Genomic DNA, 13,865 nt, shown 5'->3' on the forward strand with positions numbered 1-13,865 from the left:
ACGTCGCAGGATCAGCCCTTCTCCGCTGCCTTGGCGGCGTCCCAAAGGGCGTCCATTTCGGCCAGATCCGACTGTTCCGGGGTGCGACCGTCCCTGGCCAGCTCGGCTTCGATGAAGCTGAAGCGGCGCACGAACTTGGCGTTGGCGGCGCGCAGGGCGTCTTCGGGTTCGACCTCCAGCTTGCGGGCCAGGTTGGCGACGACGAACAGCAGGTCGCCCAGTTCCTCGCGCGCCTTTTCCTTGTCGCCGGCGGCGATCTCCACGCGCAGTTCCTCGACCTCTTCGGCCAGCTTGTCGAAGACCTCGTCGGTCGAGGGCCAGTCGAAACCGACGCGACCCGCGCGCTTGGTCAGCTTGGCGGCGCGGGTCAGGGCGGGCAGGCCGACCGGAACATCGTCCAGCACGCCGTGTTGCGCCTTGGCCTGACGCTCGGCGGCCTTGATGTCCTCCCAGCGCGCCTTCTGGGCCGAGCCGCTGGGCTTGGCGGCTTCCTCGCCGAAGACGTGAGGGTGGCGGCGGACCAGTTTGTCGGCCATGGCGTCGGCCACGTCGTCAAAGGCGAAGTGCCCGGCCTCCTCAGCCATGCGGGCGTGGAAGACGACCTGGAACAGCAGGTCGCCCAGTTCGACCTTCAACTCCTCCATGTCGGCGCGCTCTATGGCGTCGGCGACCTCGTAGGCTTCCTCGATCGTATAGGGGGCGATGGTCGCGAAGGTCTGCTCGACGTCCCAGGGGCAACCGCCGTTCGGATCGCGCAGGCGAACCATGATCTCTTTCAGGCGGTCGACGGAGTGGGTCATTCAGGCGGTCCCGGCGTCGCGCAGCGCAAGCGCCTCGCGGATTTCATCGTGGCGCTTAGGCGTCAGGGGATAGCCCTTCAATACCCAGGCGGTGGCGGCCAATAGCAGGCCGGGCACGGCGATGAACAGGACTTGCAGGATCAGCAGCGAGAACTCGCTGTTGCCCTCCGGTCCCGGCAGGGCCTTGAACCCTGCCAGCGGCAGCAGGGCGTAGGGCAGCAGGGCGAAGACGTGACCCAGCTTGGTCGTCGCCGACAGGATGGAGAACATCAGGCCGGTGCGGTCCACGCCCGTTTCCAGCCGCACCTCGTCGCCTGCATCGGCCATCATGGCGCGCAGCAGGAACAGGCCCGCCGCATAGGGCAGGCCGGCGATGAACATGGCCGTCGCCGTCAGGGCGAAGTTGCCGCCGGGAACCAGGGTCGCGCCGACATAGAAGACCGAGAAGATCAGGCTGGCGACGGCCAGAGCCCTGTCCTTGCCGATCCTGGTCGCCAACCAGGCCCAGATCGGCGCCCCGACTAGTCCAGCCATGAAATAGATCAGCATGAACAGGCCGGCCTGGCTGTGGTCGTAGCCCTTGATCTGGCCGAAGAAGAAGAACAGCAGCGAGCCGGTGATGCCCGGCGCAATGCCCAGAAGCAGGTCGGCGATCAGCAGCTTGCGCACCGTTTTCATGCGGAATAGCGCCAGATAGGCCTTGGGGCCGCCATGAGGCGGGGCACCGACATTGACCGGCTCGGGCACGGCGATCATGGCCAGGCCGATGGTGACAGGCAGGGCGATCAGGATGGCCCAGCCCATGATCCGCACGCCGTCGGCATAGTCGCCGATGCCCGACTTCACCACCACGGTCGGCAGGATCAGGATCAGGATGACGCCGATGATGTTGAACACCTGCCACCAGCCATAGACGCGGCTTCGCTGGTCATACTGGGGCGCCAGAACCGCCGCCCAGCCGAGCTGGCCCAGGGTGCCGATCGAGAAGCCGAGGTAGAGAACCAGCAGCCAGGCGAACAGATAGGCGGGCCCGGCGCCGGGCTGGACCAGGACGAACATCATCAGTGCCGACAGCATCAGGATCGGTGTCGAGACCGCCATCCACGGACGATAGCGGCCGAACCGCGTCTTGGTCTTGTCCATGCCCCAGCCGATGAAGGGATCGAACAGGATGTCGATCACCCGCACCGCCATGAAGACGGCGGCCACCATGCCCATCTCCATCCCGACATGGGTGGCGTAGAACTCGGGCAGGGTGACGGGCAGGGCCACGCCGAACGCCGCCAGCGGCAGGCACGGCCCTGAAAAGGCGGCCAGAACAGCATTGGAACGGCGAGGCGCGTCAGCGGCGGCGACAGATGACATCAGGCGTCCGAACATGGTCGGCCTGAGTCGGCCGCAGCGTCACCATGCCGGTTTTCGACGAACAGGCGAAGACGCCCTTGCGGTTCCCGGCAAGCTGAGGCCTGCTGGCGCCATGTCAGTGCGATTTGCGATCCTTGCTGCAGTGTTTCTTGCAACGCTCGTCGGCGCCGGAGCGGCGAAGGCCGACGCCCAGATTTGTGATCGGCCCACTAACGCCTGGGACAATGCGGCTCAGGCCAACGGGATTTCACTCTATACCCTGGAATGGTCGCCGTTCGGGGCGCCGGAATGGGGATGGGAGACCTATACGCCCCTGATCCAGCGCGAGATCGGGTCGCCGTGTGATCCGGCGTCACCGGCCTTCGCCGAGGCCCTGGCCGGGTTTCAGGCGCGCTATGGCCTGATGGCGACGGGTCAGTTCGACCAGCCGACCTTCCAGGTGTTTCGCGGCCTGTGGCAGGAACGGCGCCCCTTCGTCATGGCGCGGGTGAGGGGGGAATGCCCCGAGCCGCCGCCTATCAACATGCTGGGCTACCTCTCGCCGCAGGAGGAACACGCCGAACGGATGACCCGCCTGCTGCGCCGCGACGTGCTGGAAGCCTATCGTCGCATGGCCGCCGCCGCTCGCGCCGAGGTGCCGGCCATCGCTGCTGACCCGGAACTGATGCAGATCTTTTCCGGCTTCCGCGACCCGGAAGCCGACGCCGCCCGTTGCGCTGCGCAAGGCAATTGCGATGGCCTTCGTCGGGCGGTCTGTTCGCCGCATCGGACGGGAACCGCGATCGACATTCACGTCGGTCATGTCGCCGGCATGGGGGTGGATTCCACCGACCCGATGAGCCGTCGCCATATGGCCCAGGGACCGGCCTATCGCTGGCTGGTGGCCAATGCTGCGCGGTTCGGCTTCACTCCCTATGTTTTCGAGCCTTGGCACTGGGAATGGACTGGCGATGATACGGCCGCTGGCGGACGGTGAGGCGGCGCTGGCCCGCGAGGTCTTCGGCGCGGCCCTGAGGCTGGACGACATCCGCTTCCTGGCCTCGCCCTGGCCGTTCGACCGGGCCTTTGTGCCGGGGCGCTGGTTCGGACGCGACTGGATCGTCTGGCCGAAGAAGACGCTGGAGCCCGACTTGTCGCGCGCGCCTCTACGGACCCAGGCCGTCTTCATTCATGAACTGGTCCATGTCTGGCAGGCCCAGAACGGTCTGAACCTGCTGTTGAGCAAGCTAAGGGCGGGCGACGGCCCCGCCGCCTACGCCTATCCGCTGGACGACCTGTGCGACTGGGGCGGGCTGAACATCGAGCAGCAGGCCATGGTGGTCGAGCACCGCTTTATCCTGTCGCGCGGCGGGCGGGCGCCCGCGACGCAGGCCTTCTACGACCGGGTCTGCCCCTTGGCGCGCCGCATGGAAATTTGACCGCCGGGGCTTGCGGCGCCGCAACATCGCGTTAAATCAGACACTGATGCAGTTGCTTTTGTATCAGTCAGATTTAGCGGAGCGTTTGATGCCCAAGATTCTCGTCCTCTATCACTCGACCTATGGCCACATCGAGCAGATGGCCGAAGCCGTCGCTGAAGGCGCGCGTCGTGTGGACGGCGCCGTGGTGGACATCAAGCGGGTGCCGGAAACGGTGCCGACGGAATTGGCGCAGAAGTCGGGCTACAAGCTGGATCAGGCCGCGCCCATCGCCGCTGTGGATGAACTGGCCGACTACGACGCCATCATCATTGGGGCCGGCACGCGGTTCGGCACGGCCGCCTCGCAAATGCGCGCTTTCCTGGATCAGACCGGCGGCCTGTGGTTCACCGGCAAGCTGATCGGCAAGGTCGGCGGCGCCTTCACGGCATCCGCCACCCAGCACGGCGGTCAGGAAACCACCTTCAGCGGCCTGCACAACTTCTTCCTGCATCAAGGCATGGTCGTCGCCGGTCTGCCCTACAGCTTCCAGGGGCAGATGAACATGGACGAGATCACCGGCGGATCGCCCTATGGCGCGACCACCCTGACCAAGGGCGACGGCTCGCGCATGCCCAGCGACAATGAACTGGACGGCGCCCGCTATCAGGGTCAGCATATCGCTGAAATCGCCAAGAAGCTGCACGGTTAAGATCATGCGCCAGCCCGCTGTCTTCTTTGGCCACGGTTCTCCGATGAACGCCCTGGGCGGTCCCTATGCGGACGCCTGGCGCGCGCTGGGAGAAGAGATCGGCAAGCCCAAGGGCGTGGTCATGGTCTCGGCCCACTGGGAGACGCGCGGACTGGGTGTGACGGCGCAGGAGCAGCCGGAAACTATCCATGATTTCGGCGGCTTCCCGCCCGAGCTTCACGCCATGCAGTATCCCGCGCCCGGATCGCCTTCGCTGGCGTCCCGGGTGGCGGAACTGACGGGCGCGCAAGCGACGACTCAATGGGGACTGGATCACGGCACCTGGTCGGTTCTGGCTCACGTCTGGCCTGAGGCAGATGTGCCGATTGTGCAGCTGTCGCTGGATCGTAACCTCGACGCGCGGGGGCACTATCAGCTGGCGAAGAAGCTGCGCCCGCTGCGGGACGAAGGCGTCCTCATCGCCGGGTCGGGCGACTTCGTGCACAATCTGCGGACGTGGAAACGGGCAGGCGGCGAGCCCTACGACTGGGCCGTCGATTTCAACGAGGCGGTGAAGCGCGCCTTCCTCGCCGGGGACCACGACGCCCTGATCGACTGGGTGCATCTGGCCGAACAGGCTCAGCTCAGCGTGCCGACCGACGAGCACTATCTGCCGCTGCTCTACGTCGCGGCCCAGCAGGCGCCGGGCGAGGCGGTCAGCTTCTTTACCGACGCCATCGAAGGCGGTTCGATCTCGATGACCGGCGCCCGGATCGGCTGATCCAGGCGCCGATCTGATCGTCAGCGGCGACGACCGCCGCGCATCATGTTGTCCAGGGCGATCGGACCGGGACCCGCGAAGAAGAGATACAGGAAGACGAAGCAGTAGAGCGCCGCCAGCTCGCCCCCATTGTTGATCGGATAGGGGCTCTGCGGCGCATGCACCATCCAGTAGGCCACAGCGGTGAAGCCGGACAGGATGAAGGCGGTCGGGCGGCTGAACAGACCCAGCACGATCAGGACGCCGCCGACCAGTTCGATCGGCCCGGACCAGCCGGCCAGCGTGGACAGGCTGGAGACGTCAAAGCCGCCGTCCTGGCCGCCGGGCGGGAAGCCCAGGATCTTCTGCGCGCCATGCTGCAGGATCAGCAGACCGGCCACGATCCGCAGAATGCTCTGGAAGCGCGGAGCCCAGGCCGAAAGAGACGTTGAACTCGCCATTCGTTTTTTCCTCCCGATCACGCCTGTCCGTCAGGTCCAGGGACTGGACCGACGCAGCGCGCAAAGGCGGAGGTTAGGCCAAGCTGTGCGCTCTGCAAGCCGTCCTGATCAGACGGCTTTCAGGGCGTCCTCGACCAGTTTCTGGATGGCGACATAGTCGGTCTTGCCAGTGCCCAGGACCGGAATGATGGCGATCTTGATGATCTTCTTGGGCACCGCCAGCTCAGGCGCACCGTTGTCGCGCGCCCATTCCGACAACTGGGCCGAGGCCGCGCCTTCGTGGTCTGTGACCAGGATCAGGCGTTCGCCCCTCTTGCTGTCCGGCACCGAGACCGCCGCGTGGCGGTTGTCGGGCCAGACGGCGCCGGCCATGTCCTCGACCGCCAGCAAAGAGACCATTTCGCCGCCGACCTTGGCGAAGCGTTTCACCCGACCGAGGATGGTGATGTAGCCCTCGTCGTCGATGTCGACGATGTCGCCGGTGTCATGCCAGCCGCCCGCCAGCGGCTCTATGCCCTTGGGGTCGTTCGGCGAGATATAGCCGGCCATGACATTGGGCCCGCGCAGGAACAACTGGCCGCCGCCCTCAATGCCCGGAACCGTGTCCAGACGATATTCCATGCCGGGCATGATCTGGCCGACCGTGCCGGGGCGGTTGCGGTCGGGGTGGTTCACGGCGACGACGGGCGCCGCCTCGGTCGCGCCATAGCCTTCGAGCAGTTCCACGCCGCCGAACTTGGTGTTGAACATCTGACGCGTCTCGTCGCGTACCTTCTCGGCCCCGGCGACGACGAATTGCAGGGTGGCGAAATCGTCCGGCTCGGCCACACGCGCGTACTGGTTCAGGAAGGTGTCGGTCGCGAACAGGATCGAGGCCTTCACCTGGGGCAGCAGGTCGGTGATCTGCTTGGCGTGCAGGGGCGAGGGGTATTCGAACGCCTTCATCCCTTGCAGCAGCGGCAGGATGACACCGCCCGTCAGGCCCAGGGAGTGGAAGGTCGGTAGCGGGTTGAACATCACCCACTCGGGCTTCAGGTCGATGTGGGTCGCGACCTGACGGGCGTTGGCGACCAGATTGCGCTGGCTCAGCACCACGCCCTTGGGCGCGCCGAAACTGCCGGAGGTGAACAGGACCACGCCCGGCGAATCGGGATCGGTCTTCACGCGGAAGCGGCGCGGGGCCATGCCGGCGCTGAGACCGTACAGCTTGTCGGCCAGGCCGATGGTCTTGCGCACGTCGTCCAGCCAGATGATCTCGGCGACCTCGCCCAGGGCCGTCATCAGGTCGTCCAGCTTGGCCTGGGTGACGAAGCGTTTGGCCGACAGGATCTTGGTGACGCCCGCGGTCTTCAGCGCCGCCTTCAGATTGGCCTCGCCCGAGGTGAAGTTCAGCATGACCGGCACCCGCCCAAAGGCGTGCAGGCCGAAGAAGGTCACGACCACGCCCGCGCTGGACGGCAGCAGAACGCCGACGCGCTCGCCCGGCTGGGTCATGGCGGCGATCTTGCGGCCCAGCACGAAGGCGGCGCGGATCAGGCCAGTATAGGTCAGGGGATGACGATCCTGGTCTTCCAGGATCTCCTTGTCGCCATAGCGGGCGCGCGCGTCGATCAGCGCGTCGAACAGGGATTCGTCATAGACCTTGGGGTCCAGGGCAGCCCGCAAGCACGTCCTCCTTCGGAGAGCTCTGACACGGCCCTCTCGGTTACAAGAGGCCGGAACCTAGTGACGTAAGGTCGCCTTGAAAAGATGCGTAACGTCGCGTGAACGTCGCATCTTCCTCACTGAAACCGTCTGTGGCTTGCCATCGGCGGTCGGAAAGCCGACATACCGCCCTTCTGCACAGGAGCCAGACCGCCGGCTATGGTCACGCTGATCGATACCCTGACGAAGAAGCCTTCAGAGCTGCGTCACCCGGAAAAACAGAACCGCCCGGAATCGGCGGTGCTGAAGAAGCCTGACTGGCTGCGCGTCAAGGCGCCTGGTTCGGGCCAATATAATGCGACCAAGGAGATCGTCCGCTCCAAGGGTCTGGTGACGGTCTGTGAGGAAGCGGCCTGTCCCAACATCGGTGAGTGCTGGAGCCAGAAGCACGCCACCCTGATGATCATGGGCGACACCTGCACGCGGGCCTGCGCCTTCTGCAACGTCAAGACCGGCCTGCCGCAGGCCCTGGACCCGGAAGAGCCGGCCAAGGTCGGCCTGGCCGTGCAGCAAATGGGTCTGAACCACGTGGTCATCACCTCGGTGGACCGCGACGACGTGGCCGACGGCGGCGCCGCCCACTTCGCCGAAGTGGTGCGTCAAATCCGGCTCCAGGCGCCCAACACCACCATCGAGATCCTGACGCCCGACTTCCTGCGCAAGGACGGCGCGGCCGAGGTGATGATCGACGCCACGCCCGATGTCTTCAATCACAACCTCGAGACGGTTCCGCGCCTCTATCTGAAGATCCGCCCCGGCGCGCGCTACTTCCATTCCCTGCGCCTGCTGCAGATGGTCAAGGAGCGAGACCCGAACCAGTTCACCAAGTCTGGCATCATGGTCGGTCTGGGCGAGACCAAGGAAGAGGTCATGCAGGTGATGGACGACATGCGCTCCGCCGGCGTCGACTTCATCACCATCGGCCAGTACCTGCAGCCGACGCGCAAGCACGCCGCCATCGACCGCTTCATCACGCCCGAAGAGTTCAAGGCCTATGAGGCCATCGCCCGCGCCAAGGGCTTCCTGATGGTGTCGTCGTCGCCGCTGACGCGCTCGTCGCACCACGCCGGAGACGACTTCGCCCGCCTGAAGGCCGCGCGTCTGGCGCAGGCAGGCCGTTCGGCGCGTTAAGCCTGAATGGCGGTGCATCGCGTTACGCGCATTCTTCCCTATGCGCCCGAAGATCTGGCCAAGCTGGTCGCGGATGTGGAGTCCTATCCCGCCTTCGTGCCGTGGATCACGTCCATGCGCGTCTGGAATAAGCGGGACGAGGCGCCGGGCGTCCGCCTACTGGACGCCGAGGCGGGCGTGGGCTTCGCCTTCCTGAACGAGCGGTTCTCGACCTGGGTGCGGCATGACATCCATGCGCCCAAGGTCGAGGTCGGTCTGATCCGCGGGCCGTTCAAGCATCTGAAGAACCGCTGGGAGTTCCATCCCCATCCCGACGGGGCGCGGCTGGAGTTCTTCATCGACTTCGCCTTCAAATCGCGGATGCTGGACATGATGCTGCACGCGAATTTCGACCGAGCGGTCGACAAGCTGATCCAGTGTTTCGAAGGCCGCGCCAAGGCGCTGTACGGCAAAAGGTAGGACCCATGAGCGCGCCTTTCGACTTCGATGCGACGGTCGTGGGCGCGGGTGCGGTGGGGCTGGCCTGTGGGCGCGCTTTGGCCAAGCGTGGCCTGTCGGTTCTGGTGCTGGAGAAGGAAGCCCACATCGGTCAGGGCGTGTCCTCGCGCAATTCGGAGGTCATCCACGGCGGACTCTATTATCCGACCAGCTCGCTGAAGGCGAAGTTCTGCGTCGAGGGGCGGCGGGCCCTCTATGATTTCCTGGCCAGTCACAAGATCGACCACTGGAAATGCGGCAAGCTGGTCGTGGCGACCGAGGAAGCCGAGGTCCAGCGCATCGAGGCCATCTTCCAGCAGGCCACGACCAACGGCGTCGAGGGGCTGGAGCATTTGACCGGCGCCCAGGCGCGGGCGCTGGAGCCTGAACTGAACGCCCACGCCGCCATCCTGTCGCCGGAGAGCGGCCTGTTCGACAGTCACGGCTATATGCTGGCCCTGCAGGGCGAGATCGAAGACGCGGGCGGATCGGTCGTCATCTCCACGCCGTTCGAGCGCGCCGAACCGCTGCCCGACGGCGGTTTCAGGATCACGGCGGGCGGCCCAGATTCGGGGGAGGGCGGGGCGGTGCTGACGACGCGCCTGCTGGTCACGGCTCCCGGCCTGTCGGCACAGACCGTGGCCGCCGCCATCGACGGCTATCCCGCCGCCGACATTCCGGCGCGCCATCTGGGCAAGGGCGTCTATTTCCGTCTGACGGGTCCGGCGCCGTTCAACCGACTGATATACCCGCCGCCCATTCCCGGAGCGCTGGGCACCCACTACCGCAAGGATTTGGGCGGGCAGGGGGTTTTCGGCCCCGACCTGGCCTATGTCGAGACTGAGGACTATTCCGTCGATCCGGCCCAGGCCGAGGCGTTCGCAGGCTATATCCGTCGCTTCTGGCCCGGCGTGACGGTCGAGCGGCTGACGCCCGACTACGCGGGCATCCGGCCCAAGTTGCACGGACCGGGCGAGCCGCAGCCGGACTTCCAGCTGCATGGGCGCCAGCATCACGGCATCGACGGCCTGATGGCCCTGTTCGGGATCGAGAGCCCGGGTCTGACCAGTTCGCTGGCCATCGGCGAGGCCGTGGCGGACGCACTGATCCGTGGCTAGTCGAACGCCGACAGCGGGATCGAGACCAGGCTGAACGGCAGGGCAGGATCGCCAGAGCTTCGGCGGTTCAACTGGCTGTTGGCGACGATCAGTTGATCACCGCGCACCGCCGCAGTCGCCGGCCATGCCAGCTCGGCGAACTTGAGCCGCTTCGCCTCGGTCGCTGTTGTGAAGTCTGCGGCGAGGTCCAGGGCGACAATCTCTTCCGACCACTGGCGCACGACGAAAAGCCGCTGACCGAGCAGCGCCAGACCGTCGCCACCGTCCAGCGCCGAATCACTCGTCTCGATCATCGCGACTTCACGAGTCCGGGTGTCGATTCGGAACAGACGCCCTGCCTTCATCTGTATGACGATCAGATAGCGACCGTCGGGCGTGGCCACGATGCCGTTCAGGTTCGGCTCTTCGCCGTACTGCAGGGGCGTGCCGTCAAACGACAGCCAAGGCTCCAGCTTCGTATCCACGACGGCGTCCCGCGCGGCTCGCCATAGGACCGGGCGCAGGGTGTCTGTGAAGAAGGCGGCGTCGGATGTCAGAGCCACGTCATTGATCAGCGCCGCCCCCTCGGGCGTGGTGAAGCGCGCCAGCCGCTGACCCGTCGCGATATCGAGCACATGCATGGCGCCTGTGCGCGCACCAGCGACCCAAAGACGTCCTTCGCCGTCGGCCTTCAAGCCCAAAGCCACTGATGCCGGGGATTTCGGCTGGGCAGCGGCCATATCCAGCGGGTCGCCGACAAGGGAGGTCTTGCCAGTGTCTGGGTCCACTCTGAACACCAGGCCGGTGTTTGCGCTGTTGGTATAGACGGCGCCGGTGGCAGGATCGACCGCCACGCCTTCGGGATAGGCGGCGGCTTCGGGCAAGGCCAGAACGGTCACGCCCGACTTGGCCAGGGCGGCTCCTGCTGTGCTGACAGCGAGCCCTGCGACCATAGTCGCCATCCAGAATTTGCGCATCCAGTCCTCCCGTGACATCGGTTTCCGGACCTTGGCGCAGGTCGATCAGATGCGCCACTCTGCATAGGTTTCCAGATTGTCGCGGCACGGCTTGAAATCGGGAACGTCTTCATGCATAAGCCCGGCCTCGCGTGGCGGCTCTTATCGGGGGGCCGCTACTGTATGTTTTCGCGTCTTCACGGCGCACCGACTTATGAGATTGAGACGGACATGGCCGTTCCGAAGCGCAAAGTATCCCCCTCGCGTCGCAACATGCGTCGCGCACATGACGCCCTCGGCGCCAACTCCTATGTCGAAGACAAGGACACGGGCGAGCTGAAGCGTCCGCACCACATCGACCTGAAGACCGGCACCTATCGCGGCCGTCAGGTCATCACGCCGAAGGAAGACTAGTCTTCATTACGGCCTCGGCTTCGGCCGGACGATAGATTTAACGGCGCGCGATGTCATCGCGCGCCGTTTTCGTGCGTTGTGTGCGGTGAAGCTAAATCACTGGAGCGCTCCGCATGATCCGCAACGCCGTCCTCAGTTCTGTCGCCCTGCTGGCCCTGGCCGCTTGCGATGCCCCGGAATCCGCCAAGGCGCCCGATGCCGCCGCTCCGGCGGTCATGGGCGACGCCGCATCCGCCAACGTGCTGACCCCGCTAGGCTACGGCCCCCTGAAGATCGGCATGACCCAGGCCGAGGCGGACGCTGCGGTCGGACCGCCGCCCGCCAATGCGGCCGAAGCCGAACCGTCCGAGTGTCGCTACTACCATCCGCCCCACGCCCCCGAGGGCCTGCTGGTCATGGTGGAGAAAGGGGTCCTGACGCGGCTGACCGCCACCAGGGATTCGACCGTCAAGACTGAGGACGGCGTCGGCGTCGGCGCTGACGGCGAGCAGTTGAAGGCTCGCTATGGGGCCGCCACCGTGACGCCGCACAAGTATCAGGGTGCGCCCTCGGCCTATGTGACCCTCTGGCCGGGCAGGCCTCAGCTGCAGGGAGCCTATGTCACCGATCCGACCGCGCGCGGTCTGATGTTCGAGATCGGTGACGACGGCAAAGTCGCCTTCATCCACGGGGGCGGACCCAGTATTCAGAACGTCGAAGGCTGCAGCTGACGCCGAAATCAGGGAAGGCGCGTCGCCCGGTGGCGATTCGGCGACGGCTGGTCTAAACCGGCCGTTGCACCTTTCTTCTCCTGACAGAGCGCCTTCCCATGACCGACATCGCCGACATCGTCGCCCGCCAGATCATCGACAGCCGGGGCAATCCGACGGTCGAAGTCGATGTGACCCTGGAAGACGGCAGCTTCGGACGCGCCGCCGTGCCGTCGGGCGCCTCGACCGGCGCGCACGAAGCCGTCGAACTGCGCGACGGCGACATGGACATGTGGGGCGGCAAGGGCGTCCAGAAGGCGGTCGACGCCGTCAACGGCGAGATCTTCGACGCCCTCAGCGGCATGGACGCCGAGGACCAGCGCCGTCTGGACGAAGCCCTGATCGAGCTGGACGGCACCGAGAACAAGGCCCGTCTCGGCGCCAACGCCATCCTCGGCGTGTCGCTGGCTGCGGCCAAGGCCAGCGCCATCAGTTCCAACCTGCCGCTGCACCGCTACATCGGCGGCGTCTCGGCCCGCATCCTACCGACCCCGATGATGAACATCATCAACGGCGGCGCCCACGCCGACAATCCGATCGACATTCAGGAGTTCATGATCCTGCCGACCGGCGCCGACAGCTTCTCGGACGCCCTGCGAATGGGCGCTGAAATCTTCCACGCCCTGAAGAAGGCGCTGAAGGATGCCGGCCACAACACCAACGTCGGCGACGAGGGCGGCTTCGCCCCGAACCTGGCCTCGGCCGAAGAAGCCCTGGCCTTCATCACCAAGGCGGGTCAGGCCGCCGGCTATCTGGCGGGCGAGGACTTCCACCTGGGCCTCGACGTCGCCTCGACCGAGTTCTTCAAGAACGGCAAGTACAACCTGACGGGCGAGGGCAAGGCCTTCGACGCCGACGGCATGGTCGGTTACCTGGCCGACCTGGTTGAGCGCTTCCCCATCGTCTCGATCGAGGACGGCTGCGCCGAGGATGACTTCGACGGCTGGAAGCTCCTGACGGACCGTCTGGGCGACCGCGTTCAGCTGGTCGGCGATGACTTGTTCGTGACCAACCCGCGTCGTCTGGCCGCCGGGATCGGCGAAGGCCTGGCCAACTCCATCCTGATCAAGGTCAACCAGATCGGCACCCTGTCCGAGACCCTGGACGCCGTCGATATGGCGCACCGCGCCGGTTACACCTCCGTGATGAGCCACCGTTCGGGCGAAACCGAGGACTCGACCATCGCCGACCTGGCGGTCGCCACCAACTGCGGACAGATCAAGACCGGCTCGCTGGCTCGTTCGGATCGGACGGCCAAGTACAACCAACTGCTGCGCATCGAAGAGATGCTGGGCGACCAGGCCGCCTATTTCGGCGACGGCATGCTGCTGAAATAAACCGCCTCACAAAGATGTGCGCAGCGCCGTCTCCGAACCTCGGAGGCGGCGTTCGCAATTACGGCCAAGCTACGGTTCGTTAGGCATTTTCGGTCAGGATCGGGAAACTGTGTTCACGCTCAGAAGGAGCGTCCGTCGTGCCCGAGCAGATGAAGCCCTACCTTCCGTCCGCCTTCCTGCTGTTCCTGATCCTTTATCTGGGGGTCCAGGCCCTGACGGGGCAGCGCGGCCTGTTGAGCGGCGGCGAGCGTGACGCGCTTCTCGCCAAGCGCGAGGCTCAACTGGCCCACCTGACGGAGCAACGCCGCGACCTGGAAGTGCGCGTGCGCTACCTGCGGACCGAGAGCCTGTCCAAGGATCTCCTGGAAGAACGGGCGAGGGCGGTGCTCGGCTTTGCCGATCCGCGCGACTACGTGGTTCGCCTGAGCGCCCCGGTCGCGCACAATCCTGACGCGATCCAGACCTCCTGAACTATTGTTACAGCTAGGCCGGCGCGCTTTGCGTTTCGGGAACGAAGGCTGCTAAA

16 protein-coding genes are annotated in these 13,865 nt (G+C 65.7%); 11 read left to right on the forward strand and 5 right to left on the reverse strand.

The features are described from left to right. Window positions 1–11 precede the first annotated feature (11 nt). Both mazG and HNP51_RS06700 read right to left on the reverse strand, forming a co-directional pair. The gene (gene mazG, locus HNP51_RS06695) at window positions 12–800 is read right to left on the reverse strand and encodes a nucleoside triphosphate pyrophosphohydrolase (protein WP_184268371.1); all 789 of its coding nucleotides are present in this window, start codon (window positions 798–800) and stop codon (window positions 12–14) included. Continuing rightward, window positions 801–2,165 carry an MFS transporter gene (locus HNP51_RS06700; RefSeq protein WP_184268373.1) on the reverse strand — a complete coding sequence of 455 codons (1,365 nt, stop codon included), beginning with the start codon at window positions 2,163–2,165 and terminating at the stop codon, window positions 801–803. It abuts the gene before it with no gap. A gap of 112 nt (window positions 2,166–2,277) precedes the next feature. On the opposite strand from HNP51_RS06700, the gene HNP51_RS06705 reads away from it, so the two are divergent. The 4 genes from HNP51_RS06705 (at window position 2,278) to ygiD (ending at window position 5,034) form a co-directional block, all read left to right on the forward strand. After that, the gene (locus HNP51_RS06705) at window positions 2,278–3,141 is read left to right on the forward strand and encodes a D-alanyl-D-alanine carboxypeptidase family protein (RefSeq protein ID WP_184268375.1); all 864 of its coding nucleotides are present in this window, start codon (window positions 2,278–2,280) and stop codon (window positions 3,139–3,141) included. After that, window positions 3,116–3,583, forward strand: a complete 468-nt coding sequence (locus HNP51_RS06710) for a hypothetical protein (RefSeq protein WP_184268377.1) — start codon at window positions 3,116–3,118, stop codon at window positions 3,581–3,583. Before HNP51_RS06705 ends, HNP51_RS06710 begins: the two co-directional genes overlap by 26 nt. Window positions 3,584–3,671: 88 nt before the next feature. Continuing rightward, entirely contained in the window at window positions 3,672–4,274 is a 603-nt protein-coding gene (gene wrbA, locus HNP51_RS06715; RefSeq protein WP_184268379.1) for an NAD(P)H:quinone oxidoreductase, read from the forward strand. 4 nt (window positions 4,275–4,278) lie between these two features. Then, window positions 4,279–5,034 carry a 4,5-DOPA dioxygenase extradiol gene (gene ygiD / locus HNP51_RS06720; RefSeq protein WP_184268381.1) on the forward strand — a complete coding sequence of 252 codons (756 nt, stop codon included), beginning with the start codon at window positions 4,279–4,281 and terminating at the stop codon, window positions 5,032–5,034. A gap of 20 nt (window positions 5,035–5,054) precedes the next feature. Here the strand turns inward: ygiD and HNP51_RS06725 are convergent, their stop codons facing one another. Together HNP51_RS06725 and HNP51_RS06730 are read right to left on the reverse strand one after the other, a co-directional pair. After that, on the reverse strand, window positions 5,055–5,474 hold the full coding sequence (locus tag HNP51_RS06725) for a DoxX family protein (protein WP_184268383.1): 420 nt from the start codon (window positions 5,472–5,474) through the stop codon (window positions 5,055–5,057). Between the two features lie 108 nt (window positions 5,475–5,582). Then, window positions 5,583–7,139 (reverse strand): AMP-binding protein, encoded by a 1,557-nt coding sequence (locus HNP51_RS06730; protein WP_184268385.1) that lies wholly within the window; start codon window positions 7,137–7,139, stop codon window positions 5,583–5,585. A gap of 198 nt (window positions 7,140–7,337) precedes the next feature. Here HNP51_RS06730 and lipA point away from each other — a divergent pair, with 198 nt between their 5' ends. Genes lipA through HNP51_RS06745 form a run of 3 tightly spaced genes read left to right on the forward strand, consistent with a single transcriptional unit; the run spans window position 7,338 to window position 9,904 of the window. Further along, window positions 7,338–8,309, forward strand: a complete 972-nt coding sequence (gene lipA / locus HNP51_RS06735; protein WP_184268388.1) for a lipoyl synthase — start codon at window positions 7,338–7,340, stop codon at window positions 8,307–8,309. A gap of 6 nt (window positions 8,310–8,315) precedes the next feature. Next, window positions 8,316–8,768: a type II toxin-antitoxin system RatA family toxin gene (locus tag HNP51_RS06740; protein WP_184268390.1), complete on the forward strand. Its 453-nt coding sequence runs from the start codon at window positions 8,316–8,318 to the stop codon at window positions 8,766–8,768. Window positions 8,769–8,773: 5 nt separating this feature from the next. After that, window positions 8,774–9,904: an NAD(P)/FAD-dependent oxidoreductase gene (locus HNP51_RS06745; protein ID WP_184268392.1), complete on the forward strand. Its 1,131-nt coding sequence runs from the start codon at window positions 8,774–8,776 to the stop codon at window positions 9,902–9,904. Here the strand turns inward: HNP51_RS06745 and HNP51_RS06750 are convergent. Beyond that, entirely contained in the window at window positions 9,901–10,860 is a 960-nt protein-coding gene (locus HNP51_RS06750; RefSeq protein ID WP_184268394.1) for a hypothetical protein, read from the reverse strand. The genes HNP51_RS06745 and HNP51_RS06750 overlap by 4 nt on opposite strands. 210 nt (window positions 10,861–11,070) lie before the next feature. Between HNP51_RS06750 and rpmF the strand changes: the two genes are divergently transcribed. The 4 genes from rpmF to HNP51_RS06770 all read left to right on the forward strand — a co-directional run bounded on the left by rpmF (window position 11,071) and on the right by HNP51_RS06770 (window position 13,809). Continuing rightward, the gene (gene rpmF / locus HNP51_RS06755; RefSeq protein ID WP_114816620.1) at window positions 11,071–11,253 is read left to right on the forward strand and encodes a 50S ribosomal protein L32; all 183 of its coding nucleotides are present in this window, start codon (window positions 11,071–11,073) and stop codon (window positions 11,251–11,253) included. 113 nt (window positions 11,254–11,366) lie between these two features. Beyond that, window positions 11,367–11,963 carry a hypothetical protein gene (locus HNP51_RS06760; protein WP_184268396.1) on the forward strand — a complete coding sequence of 199 codons (597 nt, stop codon included), beginning with the start codon at window positions 11,367–11,369 and terminating at the stop codon, window positions 11,961–11,963. A 98-nt stretch (window positions 11,964–12,061) separates the two neighbouring features. Beyond that, window positions 12,062–13,339, forward strand: a complete 1,278-nt coding sequence (gene eno / locus HNP51_RS06765) for a phosphopyruvate hydratase (protein ID WP_184268398.1) — start codon at window positions 12,062–12,064, stop codon at window positions 13,337–13,339. A gap of 149 nt (window positions 13,340–13,488) precedes the next feature. After that, complete coding sequence (locus HNP51_RS06770) at window positions 13,489–13,809, forward strand: septum formation initiator family protein (RefSeq protein WP_114816617.1); 321 nt, start codon at window positions 13,489–13,491, stop codon at window positions 13,807–13,809. The last annotated feature ends 56 nt before the right edge of the window (window positions 13,810–13,865 follow it).

The organism is Brevundimonas bullata (assembly GCF_014207965.1).
In the GTDB taxonomy this organism is placed as follows: domain Bacteria; phylum Pseudomonadota; class Alphaproteobacteria; order Caulobacterales; family Caulobacteraceae; genus Brevundimonas; species Brevundimonas bullata_A.